This is a genomic window from Brucella sp. LJL56, assembly GCF_054871705.1.
In genome coordinates, this window is record NZ_JBTXLQ010000001.1 from 485,619 (window position 1) to 497,675 (window position 12,057).

The window sequence follows — 12,057 nt, forward strand, 5'->3', positions numbered from 1 at the left end:
GTCAGGCCTTCTTCGGTTCCACGAGCATCCGGCCCTTCATTTCCATGTGCATGGCGTGGCAGAACCACGAGCAGTAATACCACCACACACCTGGCTTATTGGCCGTGAAGGTGACGGACGCCGTTGCCTGCGGTGCAATCTCCATGTTGACGCCGTAGTTGATGATGGCGAAGCCGTGAGTAAGGTCTTCGATTTCATCGATATTGGTGACATACACCGTCACCTCATCGCCCTGCTGCACGGTGAACTCGGTGAGACCGAAGGCTGGCGCGGCGGACGTCATGTAAACGCGTACCTTGTTGCCATCCCGGATCACCTCATTGGCGTCCATCAGGTCGAGGCCATCGGCTTTGGCCTGAGTGACAGCATCCGCAAAGAACGGGTCCTCGCGGCTCCAGAAGTTGACGGGATTGATCTTCGAGCGATGAACGATCGTTGCATCGTGCGGTTCGGCAAAACTTGGCCCGTCATGGACAATCGCCATCTTCTCACCGGAAATGTCGATGAGCTGGTCATTTTCGGGTTTGAGCGGCCCGACATTGAGATAGCGGTCCTTGGAGAACTTGTTGAGCGAGATCAGCCACTGACCATCGGCGTCCTTGGTCTGGCCCATGGACGTGTGGTTGTGACCCGGCTGATAATGCACATCGAGCTTCTGCCGGATCGGATCGACTTTCTCGCCCTTGAACGCACGCTTGGCGTCCTCAATGTTCCATTTGCAGATCTGGCTGTCGATGAAGAGCGTCGTATAGGCGTTGCCCTTGCCGTCGTAAGCCGTATGCAATGGTCCAAGTCCGAGTTCCGGTTCCGCAACCACCGCATCGCGGGGCTGGATCTTATCGTCGAAAAGCTCATCGAACTTGCGGACGTCGAACACCGTAACGGTCGGCGACAGCTTGCCGTTGGCGACCACATGGATGCCGTCTGGCGCGGTGTTGATGCCATGCGGGCTGTTCGGCACAGGAATGTAACGGGTATATTTGGAACCGTGACGACCATCGATGACAGGTACGCCATTGATTTCCTTGAAATCACCCTTGGCAACGGCCTCTTCGATACGTTTCAGGTTGAAGATGACGATCCAGTCCTGCTCACTCGACATCATTTCGGCGAGCGTCGTGCCTTCCTCCGAATTGTAGCAGGTGGCAAAGGCATATTTGCCCTGATAATCGCAATCCACGTTGTCGAGATTGCCGTCAACCATGATCTGCCAGGCAACCTTCATGGTCTCGCCGTCAACGGCCGTGAAGATTGCATGATATTGTTTGGTATCGTTAAGATTGCTGCCGTCATTCGGGATCGGCGCGCGATCTTCACCATTGCAGAAAACATATCCGGTTTTCGGATATTTCTGGACACGCAAACCGTGCACCGTGTGCTGGTTCGGCAACTGAATGATCTTGTCGCATTTCATCACGTCCAGACGAATGCGGCAGACACGCGTATTGGCCTTGTCGTTGGCATAGAGATAACGCCCGTCATAGGTACCATCCGTGAAGGACGGATGCGGATGGTGCAAGTCGCCGTTGAGGAATATGCCGCCACGATCTTTCAGGAACTCTTGATCCTGCGGCAGAAGGCCTTCGGTCAGCACCTTCAGGCTTTCGTTTGTCTGGCCCCAGCCGGTCGCGCTATCGCGATTGAACACGGGAATGCGCATCAGTTCGCGCATCGACGGCAGGCCGACAATACGGACTTCACCGCACTGCCCGCTGGAAAAGAAGACGTAATATTCGTCCAGTTCTCCGGGCTTCACCTCTGCACTGTGGCCAGTCCCACCGGCAGCAGCCATCGCTGGTTCGGTTGAACCTGCAAACAGCGCCCCACCAAGACCGCTTGCACCGGCGGCGGCCACAAAGGCCGACGTACCGAGCAGTTGTCTTCGACTGAGCTGCGTTTTCTTGGTTTCTTCAGACATGCTTCTCTCCTTTAGAAAAGTCAGGCAGCGGGACCGGTATCGGCAGCGCCTTCAACCGGTTTTCCTTTGACTGAGATGACGGGTCTGGCCGGTCCACCGCCACGTTCGGCAGCCGCAGCAAGGGGGGCATTGCGGGCTGCGAATTTTTCGCGCTTCACACGCACCTGGATCATGTGCGGGCAGCGCTGGTCGTCGTGATAGAGTTCCTGACAATGCATGCAGTAGATGCATTCATTGACATTGATCTGGCCCTCGGGATGGATCGCCTCAACCGGGCACTCCTTGGCACATCGATGGCAAGGCGAGCCACATTCCGGCCAACGCTTCAGCCATTCGAACATGCGGATGCGTCCGGGAATGGCGAGTGCGGCACCGAGCGGGCACAGATAGCGGCAATAGAAGCGCTCTATGAACAGGCCGATGCTCAAAAGTGTCAGGGCATAGATAACGAACGGCCACTCACGAGCGAATTTGAGAATGATCGAAGTCTTGAACGGTTCGACCTCGGCGAAAACTTCAGCCAGCGCCACGGAGTAGAGCGACAAACCAAACAGGCCGAGGAAAATTATATATTTGAGCGGCCAGAGGCGTTCGTGCAGTCCCCATGGCAACTTGACTTGCGGTACCTTCAGCCATTGGGCAAGATTGTTGGTAAGCTCCTGCAGGGCGCCAAACGGGCATAACCAGCCGCAGAAAGGCCCGCGCCCCCAGAACAACAGCCCCGCCGCCACCGACGCCCACAAAATGAAGATCAGCGGCGATGTCAGGAAGAATTCCCAGTTGAAGCCGGTAATCAGGGAGTTGATGAAGGTCAGGACGTTGACGACCGACAATTGCGCATTGTTGTAGAAGCCAAGCCAGACGAGAATGAACAGAAGATAGCTACGCCGCAGCCAAGTGAAGAAGCGCGGATGCCTGACCAGACTGTTCTGGAAGAAGAAGATGCCGACGAGAACCGTGATGGCGAAAGCAGTGATGATCACATTGACACGATTCATCTCCCACATCCGGACCCAGAGCGGATTACCCTCGCCCAGAATATCGGCGGCATTTGCTTCGCCGACCGGCTGCGGCTGACGCGGCGCATCGGCAGTTGGTGCGGATTGCGCTGGAGCAGGTTCCGGCAGCTTCACCAGATATTTTTCCGGCAAACTGTAGCCAAGATCATAGCTGATATTGGCTTTGTCCCGCGCCCCGAAGCCACGCTGTACCAAAAGCTGCAGATCCCACGGTTCCGTCACGTCGAAGGCAAACCCGTCCGGCACCTGGAACAGGGCAATCTCGCGCAGGCGCGGCGCACCGTCAGCCATGATGTCGCCGATACGGGTATGGTTCTTGTCGCGGAAGCGTACGCCCTGCCCGTCCTGCATCAATTCGATGCGGTCAAAGATGCCACCGCGCACATAACCGGACCCCTTGAAGGAATAGGCTCCGTCGCCCGCGACCAGGATCGCCTGATGCCCCGGCTTCAGCCGCTTTTGCAGACGCTCGAAGCCATCCTTGCCAAGCAGACTAATGCCGATCGTCGGCACGGAAACCGGCGCAACGTAAAGCTCGATGAACTCATCTTCGGGATTGGCTGTTTCGGGATTTTCGGCGGCGCGATCATGCTTTGCATCACGGAATGCCTGTGTGACATCGCCAACCGACAGTTTCAGGCTGCGAACCGAGCCGTCGCCGATCAGCGTCTGCCAGTCCTGTTCATCACGGAGCTGTAAATCGACGGCGCGCTGCACATTGGCTGTGACGGCCTGCACAGGCGCATTGCCGAGCCGTCCACTACGGATAAGCCCAACGGCCGAGCGAACGACGCTATCTCCCATGACGAGCACCGTGACAGTGGCGCCGCTGACGATTTCCACCTGCGGTGGCTTGCTCTGACCAGCGGCAACAGCGCTCATGTCGCTGTCGACCAGCGAGTTCAGCGCTGACACAACCTTGGCTTCGGGAATGCCGATCAATACGATCGGCTCTTTGTGGTCGACCAGTTTTATGCCGCGTATGACACCTTTGGTATCAATGCCGACGACGATATGGATCGGCTTGCCGGAATAACCGATGGAACTGGTGAAATCTGAATTCAGATAAGCATAACCGACCACTTCGCCACGCTTCATGAGTGGCGCGATTGGCGGCTCGCCTTGTGGCGCGCCTATAGCGTCGGCGTCTTTGAAAAGCGCACTTGCCTCAACCTTGGGAAGGTATTTTTCCAGATCAGCGGCGGATGCCGTGGTCTGCCAGCAAAGAACCAGAACCATCGCTGCCAATGCGATGGTTCTGATAATTTCGAACAAAAAGGAAAATGGCTGGCTGACGCTTGGAAAACTCTGCTCCTGAAATCGATAACTCGGAGCAACCACACGGCCCAATAATGCTATTTTCACGTCCAACCTGCGCCTGCTCAGCGAATAATTGCGAGCATATCTTTCGGTTGGAAATTAGCGGATCAGACACAGAGTTCATTGATTTGGAACAAATACAATAAGAAATCATCCCACATTATCAACGCCCATCAATCGAGCGCCGCAGCTTTCTATCCGCGCTGCGCATTGTGCGTTTCGTCAGACGGCCTCCAGATTCTATAACGGATTTCGAGGCCATCTTTCGCATAGATGACAATCGGAAGCCGACTGTTGTAGCGGAGCATGAAATTCTCGCCCCGAACCGGCACGAATGCAGTCCGCTTGCTATCCGGTGGACAAGCCATCAACGTGCCTGACATACGGTCGCTGGCCGTGAGAGTGAAATAATCGAACCCCCAGCCCTCAATGGTGCTCGGGGTTAAACTTCCGCCGAACCAACTGATATTGCAGTCCACGGTGGTATTGCGGCCTGCAATAATTTCAACTTTGGCATCCTGTTCTTTCTCAAGCGGCGGTAGATGGATGACATAACGATAGGAGCCGGCAGGCGCTGCCGGGAAAGCAGCGAGATTCTTTTCCGATTCGGTCTTGTCCTGAGCGCTCGCGCCATAGGGAATGCCGAAGCTCGCGGCGACCAGCGCCATCTGTAAGAAATGCCTGACTTTCATGTTCATACTTTCATCTGTTGCAGGTTTGGTAGCGCCTATTCGGCCAGACCGCCGGTTCCGGTCGCAGTTGCGCTATCAAATAAGAGGAAGACGATTGGCATGCCCGGCTCGCATGTGGCATCCGTTCGCCTTGCACCAACCCTCCCTCCCACGGGCGCAGAATATTCGGCTACGACCTCGCCGAATGTATTTCTCTGAGTAGCCACTTTCTGCCCGGCCTGCACCTCTTCATTCAGTTCAACGTGAAGTTCTACGAAGCCGCCACGCGTCGTAATAACCGGGGCAGCTCCATCGGCAATGAAGACACCGGAGTCCTTACCGGTTCTTCCTAATTCGCCCTCTATGATCTTGTGATGCTTGAGAACGTTCATCGTGCCTTCGACGAAGAGAGCAATCTTCGCGTAATCAAAAATGCGCGGCTGGCCTATTTCCGGCGTAAAGGCCGGGATACCAGCGTCGATCAGCGCGTTTGGGAGAAGGCCGTGTTCGCCGAAATTGTCGAAAATCTGATCGATGGGATAAAGTTCAGCCATCGCCCGCACTTCCGGCTGATCCATTCGTGCCAGATGGAATGCAGTCATATCCATACCGGTAGCCGCAGTATGAAAATCGATCGCGTAATCGAGATTGGGGCGCAACAAGCGATTGAACACCAGCCCGGCATGTCGCGCTGCCGCTTCCGGCGCGTTCTCGTTCCCCGGAAACAGCCGGTTGATATCAACGAGGTCTACCCCTCGTCCTGAACTGGGCCATCGCCTTGCCATCGCCTCAAGCGCAGGGCGCGACACATCGAAAACGGCCACCACAGAACCGGACATTTTTTGCGGGTCGAGCTGGTTCACGATTGTCTGCAATGTGTGCACCGGGCTCATTTCGTCACCGTGCACACCACTGATCAATCCAAGCCGTTTGCCTGGGGATTTGCCTTTCATCACCGTGACCGAGACATGCCAATACTGGCCCGTCGGCATCTGCACGCCCTGGAAATAAAAATTGTGCCTCTTGCTCGCTTCCAGATCGGAAATATCGAGGGAGGAGATCACTGGCTTACCGTCGATGACATCGCCGGTATACACCGTCCCCGAGCCTTTGTTGCCGGGCTCTGGTTTTGAATCGGCTGTTTGAGCCTGCGCCTGCCCTGTTGCAAGCGCTGCGGAACCGGCCGTTGCAATCGACGCAAGCATGAAATCGCGCCGGTCAATGCTCTGTGATTTTGTCTCAGTCATTACGGTTCCCAGCATCAGATAATGGATCGAAGGCCAAGTGGCCCTTACTCCTGCACAGTTTCAGAAGCTGCGTCCTTTTTCTCCTCGGCTCGTCTACCCAGACGTTCGGTCATGCGCTGAATGACGAAATAGAGACCAGGTGTGAGAAGCAACCCAATCGTAGTGGCGGCAACCATCCCGCCGAAAATCGTCACACCGACGGCCTGACGAGCACCGGCACCCGCACCGGAAGACAGAATAAGAGGAAGGATGCCAAGGATGAAGGAAACAGCCGTCATCATGACCGCCCGGAAACGCTGCTCGGCTCCGGTTCGGGCCGCCTCTGCAGCCGTCAGACCGCTCTCGCGTTTTTCCTTGGCGAACTCAACGATAAGGATGGCATTTTTTGCCGCCAGCCCGATCAGCAACACCATCGCGATCTGAACGTAGAGGCTGTTCTGCAGTCCAAAGAATGTGAGAGCAGCAACTGCCCCGAGCAGCGCGGCACCAAGCGACAGGATAACGACCGCCGGCAAGGCCCAGCTCTCATATTGGGCAACAAGGAAGAGATAGGCAAAGAGGAAGGCAAGCGCAAAGACGATTGCCTCCTGACCGCTGCTCCTGCTTTCCTGAAAAGAAAGACCTGACCACTCATAGCCATAGCCATCGGGGAGAGCTTCCGAAACAACCTGCTCCATGGCCGCCATGGCCTGGCCACTACTGGCGCCCGGAGCCGGAACCGCATTGACCTGCGCCGAAACCGAGAGATTGTACCGGGTTATCACAAACGGTGCCAATACCGTTGTTAGCGACACCACGCTACGCAATGGGACCATGGTTCCATTGCGGTTCCTGACGTGGAGTTTGAGGATATCTTCGCTATGCGCACGGAAATCGGAATCGGCCTGAAGATTGACCTGAAACACGCGACCGTTCAGCGTGAAATCATTGACATAACGCGAACCGAAATTCGCGCCGATAGCCGCATAAACATCCGAAACACTGAGGCCAAGGGCTTCGGCACGGGAACGGTCGACGTCGACATAGATCTGCGGCACATTCGCATTGAACGTCGTCGCAGCTCCGCCGATCTCCGGTCGCCGATTGAAGTAACCGAGCATGGCGCTCGTCACCTGCGCTATTTCCTGCGGGGGCTGCCCCTGCAAGGCTTGCAACCGGAAATCGAGACCGCCGACCGCACCGATGCCAGCAATTGCGGGTGGAGCGAAAACCGAGACATTTGCGCCCGGCACCTGCGAGAACTGCGCGCGCAAGGTGCTGATGATACTATTGAGTTGCAGCGCCTCCGTCTCGCGGTCTTCCCAAGGTGTAAGAGCAGCAACAGCCATGGCGCCATTGGGCGTGCTGGTTGACTGCAGGATGCTGAACCCGGCAACAGTTATGACGTCCTGAACGCCCTTGGTTTCACTAAGCACCTTTCGCACATTCTCGACGATCAGGTTCGTACGGTCGAGCGACGCGGCGCTTGGCAGTTGTATATCGACAAAGAGCGCTCCCTGATCCTCGTCGGGCAGGAAAGTCGCAGGAAGATTGACGAAGACAAGATAGGCCGCCGCAAAACAAGCGATGATGCCAGCAACCGGTACTATCCAGTACTTCACAAGAAATCCGACGATCTTGCCGTAGCCTTCGCGGGTTTTCTCCATGAAACTTGAAAACCAGGCCAGAGGGCCGCGCCGGTAGCCACCCTGGCCGCGCTTCAGCAAAAGCGCTGCAAGTGCGGGACTGAGCGTCAGAGCGACGAATGAAGAGAGGACTAGAGCCGACGAAATCGTGACTGCGAATTGTCGATAGAGCTGTCCGGCGATGCCTTCCAGAAAAGCCGTGGGCGTGACCACCGCCAGCAGAACGAGAGTTGTTGAAATGATTGGCCCGGTGATCTGTTGCATCGCCTTGCGCGTGGCTTCAACGACCGTGATATCAGGCGTGTCATCAAGCACATGCTTGACGTTTTCCACGACCAGAATTGCGTCGTCCACGACAAGTCCGATGGCGAGCACCAGAGCCAGCAGGGAAATCATGTTCAGCGAATAGCCAACAGCCAGCAGCACCGCCACTGCACCCAGCATCGAGGCAGGAATGGCGAGCGCTGAAATAAGCGTTGCCCGCCAGTCCTGGAGAAAAATGAATGTGACGGCAAGCACGATGACGAAAGCTTCGAACAATGTTCGCGCCGTCAGTTGAAGACTGGCCTCCACGAACCGTGTCGCATCATAGACGACGTGATATTGCAATCCCGCAGGAAATCTGGACGACAGGCGTTCAAGTTCAGCCTGCACTGCAGTTGCGGTCTGGATCGCATTGGCATCGGGCGACTGGTTGATCTGCAGCATCGCCGATTCATGACCGGCAAAACTTGCTCTCGATGCATAGTTGCGCGCGCCAAGTTCCAGACGAGCGATGTCGCGCAGAAACACTTTTGCACCGTCTGTTCCGGTGCGGATGACGATGCCTCCAAATTCATCGGTGTCACGAAGCCGCCCCTGAGCCACCAGCGTATATTGAAGTTCAGTGCCTACCCGCATGGGAGGCGCGCCTGCCTGGCCAAGCGTCGCCTGGATATTCTGACGCTGGATCGCGGCCGAAACCTCGTCGACGGTTATGCCCAGCGCATCCATTCTTTGCGGATTGAGCCAGACACGCATCGAATATTCAGATGCGCCAACAACGCTCGCCTCGCCGACGCCAGGTACGCGCGAAATTGCATCGACAATCGTCGTGGTCGTAAAATTGGTAATCTCAAGCGCGTTCAGGCTGTCGTCCGGCGAATAGAATGCAATTCCCAACACAAAATCGGGCGAACGGGAACGGACCGACACACCCTGCTGCGCCACAGCGGCGGGCAGCCGGGAAATCGCCAGTTGCGCCCGATTCTGGACGTTGACCTGCGCAAGTTCAGGATCGGTGCCAACTTCGAAGGTGACGGATAGCGAATACTGCCCGGCATTGGAACTCGTGGATGACATATACATCATGCCATCGACGCCGTTGATTGCAGTTTCCAGCGGACCACCGACAACGTCGGCAATCACCTCAGCACTCGCACCGGGATAGAACGCCGATACATTTACTGTTGGCGGCGTAATCTGCGGATATTGCTGGATTGGCAATGAAAAGATCGCAATCGCACCGGCGATGGAGATAATGATCGAGATGACGATGGCGAGACGGGTTCGCCGTATAAAGATTTCAGATATCATTGCCCCACCCCTGCACTGCCGGGGATCGGATCGCGCGGAGATACGGCCTGGCCGTCGGCGATTCTCTGCAAGCCCTCGATGACGATTGTTTCGCCAGCCTTGAGGCCATCGGTCACCGGCCAGTCATTGCCGACACGCGAACCCGTCGTGATTGGACGCCGGGAGACCGTATTGCCTTCGTTGAGAACATAGACATATTTTCCCTGACGGTCCTGCAGCACTGAGGACATGGGAATGACCGGCAGCTCGCCGACCGTTTCATCAAGCAGATTGACGGCAACGATCTGGCCCGGAACCAGAATATGGTTGGGATTGGGGAAGAGCGCGCGCACCGCCACAGTGCCGGTCTGCGCGCTTACTTCATTGTCGATGAACTGGATGTTCCCGCGTTCGCCATATTGTGTGCCATTGGCCAGCATCAGGGTCAGCTTGAAGCTCTCGGGATTGACAGTCCCCCCTCCGGCCTCCTTCTGACGAATACCAATCAGAGCACGGTCAGTGATAGAGAATACCACCCGTACAGGATCGAGCTGTACGATCCGTGCAAGCGGTCCCGCACTCGGACCGACGAGATTGCCGACTGTGAAAAGCGAGCGACCTATCGTGCCGTCAATCGGCGATCTGACCTGCGTATAGGAGAGATTGAGCCTGGCATTGTTGAGCGCGGCCTCCGCATTCTGGACATCTGCCGTGGCGATATCGAAAGCAGCCTGCGCTTCGTCAAGAGAGGCTTGCGAAGCAGTATTGCGATTGGCGAGAGTCCGCGTCCGCGACAGTGATTGCCGTGCTGCGTTCTGGGCGGCTTCGGCGCGTGCCACCTGTGCTTCGGCGGACATGACCGCCGCCCGCATCTGATCCGGTTCGATTTCAAAGAGGAGATCGCCTGCCTTGACCGCAGCTCCCTGTTCGAAGGTCTTTTCCTTCAGGAAGCCTGTAATCCGTGCCTGAATATCGACGGCTTCAATCGCCTCGACCTGCCCGTTGAAACGGAGCGGCGCAGTTGCAGCGGCCATCTCCACTTTTCGCACGATCACAGGGGGTGCCGCGCCGGCTGGAGCCTGCTGGGCCAAGCCTGGCTGCAAAAGCAAGGACGAAAGCATCAATACAAGGGCAGCATTCACAAAACGACGAACGAGAGTCTTCTTCAATTGCGCGTCCTCCCTCCGGTCGGGCATCGACCGATCACTCACGCATTTCGGGTACTCAGGGCTATTCCGATATAGGCGACACCAGCGATCAGCAGCGCGATTCCTGCGATTGATCCTGATGGCAAGTCATAGGTAAAAAGGGGCCATTTCAACACCAGAGCCAAGCTGGCAGTCCAGGCGATCAGGCCGGAAAGAGTAAACCACCACCAGCCGCTTGCCGGTCTGATTTTCCAGGACAGCGCGAGCTGAAGAAAACCATGGACAAACACCACGATGGCAATCAATAGAGTGATGGCGAGCGCACCTTTCAACGGGTTCAGATAGATCATGATCCCGCCAACAAGCTCCACGGCCCCGGATAATTCCTGCCAGACGAAGCCTGCCCAACTCTTGACCCAAAGCGACTGAATTATCTTGACGACCCCAATAGCCACGAGCACAAGGCCAAACATCGTGCTGGCTGCAAACTCTGAGAATACCGGCAAGAACAGGCAGAGTACTCCGCCCGCTATCAGAAGAACGCCGAGCCCGAGAAAACCTTTCCATTTCCTCTGTTCGACAGTCTTGCGTTCCAGTCGCTGCAGTTGCTGAACGTCCATTGTGGACCCCTCAATGTTAAAAGGGCTGCGTTACTGCGAATAAGCAAGATGAGCATGTTTCGATACAATAGTACAGTCTGCAGGCTATAAAATTAGTGGGCTATCGACCAATCACCATCTTCAAGTTTCAACCAACTCGTAGAAGTGATCCCTGAACGCAGACTCAGTTGCGCCACCAACCCTTCGACCATTCGATCATCTTCCTTGCCGGCGAAGAGCGTCGCCTCGATCTCGACTTCGTCGCTTCCTTCTATGTGATGGCTTCGGATCGCCTGGAAGCGGAGCTTCTTCAAATCGAGCGTCTGGATCAGCACCGCTCTCACAGAAATTTCGCTTTCCGCAAGACATCGGAACTTCACGAGATAGAACTGCTCGGTTTCGGGTTCGACAAAGGAGTAACGGTTCACAAGCACCGCAATTCTTGGTAGGGAAATGTTCAGACAGACTATGAAAAACGCTGTTTCAACAGCGAGAATCCACAATCCATAACCAGTCAGGACGCCTACCGCTCCAGTACTCCAGACTGTGGCAGCGGTACTCAGTCCCTTTATACTCGCGCCATCTTTGATAATCAGCCCGGCGCCGAGAAAACCTATCCCCGTAACGACCTGCGAGCCCATTCTAAGATCGCCTTCAAGGCCAAGAGCGTGGGGCAGCGAAGCGTAAGCTGCGGCACCCAGCGCCACAAGGCCATGCGTAGCAAGGCCGGAATGACGTTGTTTTATCTGACGTTCAAGACCGATCGTGGAACCAAGCAGAAGAGCCAGGCCGAGATTGACCATGATGGATTGCATTGCAACGATCTCCGGCATGCTGGTCCTTTTTACTTATCAAACGGCCCAGAAAACAATTGCCGGGATAACAAAATGATGAAAAAACCGAGTGGGTTTTTACCCCGCGTTACATAAGGATAACGACACGTCAAACCGCTGAAT

8 protein-coding genes are annotated in these 12,057 nt (G+C 55.9%); all 8 read right to left on the bottom strand.

Annotated elements, in window-relative coordinates; translation table 11 throughout:
• Position 1 precedes the first annotated feature (1 nt).
• The 8 genes from nosZ to ACYSN1_RS02415 all read right to left on the bottom strand — a co-directional run bounded on the left by nosZ (position 2) and on the right by ACYSN1_RS02415 (position 11,934).
• Positions 2 to 1,918, bottom strand: coding sequence for a TAT-dependent nitrous-oxide reductase (nosZ, locus tag ACYSN1_RS02380; protein ID WP_461724249.1), 1,917 nt, complete (start codon positions 1,916 to 1,918; stop codon positions 2 to 4).
• 20 nt (positions 1,919 to 1,938) lie between these two features.
• The gene (locus ACYSN1_RS02385) at positions 1,939 to 4,176 is read right to left on the bottom strand and encodes a 4Fe-4S binding protein (protein ID WP_461725255.1); all 2,238 of its coding nucleotides are present in this window, start codon (positions 4,174 to 4,176) and stop codon (positions 1,939 to 1,941) included.
• Positions 4,177 to 4,451: 275 nt separating this feature from the next.
• Positions 4,452 to 4,949 (bottom strand): serine protease inhibitor ecotin, encoded by a 498-nt coding sequence (eco, locus tag ACYSN1_RS02390; RefSeq protein ID WP_461724250.1) that lies wholly within the window; start codon positions 4,947 to 4,949, stop codon positions 4,452 to 4,454.
• 35 nt (positions 4,950 to 4,984) lie between these two features.
• Complete coding sequence (locus ACYSN1_RS02395) at positions 4,985 to 6,175, bottom strand: M14 family metallopeptidase (RefSeq protein ID WP_461724251.1); 1,191 nt, start codon at positions 6,173 to 6,175, stop codon at positions 4,985 to 4,987.
• Positions 6,176 to 6,219: 44 nt separating this feature from the next.
• Positions 6,220 to 9,375: an efflux RND transporter permease subunit gene (locus tag ACYSN1_RS02400; protein WP_461724252.1), complete on the bottom strand. Its 3,156-nt coding sequence runs from the start codon at positions 9,373 to 9,375 to the stop codon at positions 6,220 to 6,222.
• Positions 9,372 to 10,523 carry an efflux RND transporter periplasmic adaptor subunit gene (locus tag ACYSN1_RS02405; RefSeq protein WP_461724253.1) on the bottom strand — a complete coding sequence of 384 codons (1,152 nt, stop codon included), beginning with the start codon at positions 10,521 to 10,523 and terminating at the stop codon, positions 9,372 to 9,374. The genes ACYSN1_RS02400 and ACYSN1_RS02405 overlap by 4 nt, the downstream gene beginning before the upstream one ends.
• 38 nt (positions 10,524 to 10,561) lie before the next feature.
• A complete protein-coding gene (locus ACYSN1_RS02410) occupies positions 10,562 to 11,122 on the bottom strand; it encodes an HdeD family acid-resistance protein (RefSeq protein ID WP_461724254.1) in 561 nt (186 codons plus the stop codon).
• Positions 11,123 to 11,214: 92 nt separating this feature from the next.
• Positions 11,215 to 11,934 carry an MgtC/SapB family protein gene (locus ACYSN1_RS02415; RefSeq protein WP_140019702.1) on the bottom strand — a complete coding sequence of 240 codons (720 nt, stop codon included), beginning with the start codon at positions 11,932 to 11,934 and terminating at the stop codon, positions 11,215 to 11,217.
• Positions 11,935 to 12,057: the final 123 nt, after the last annotated feature.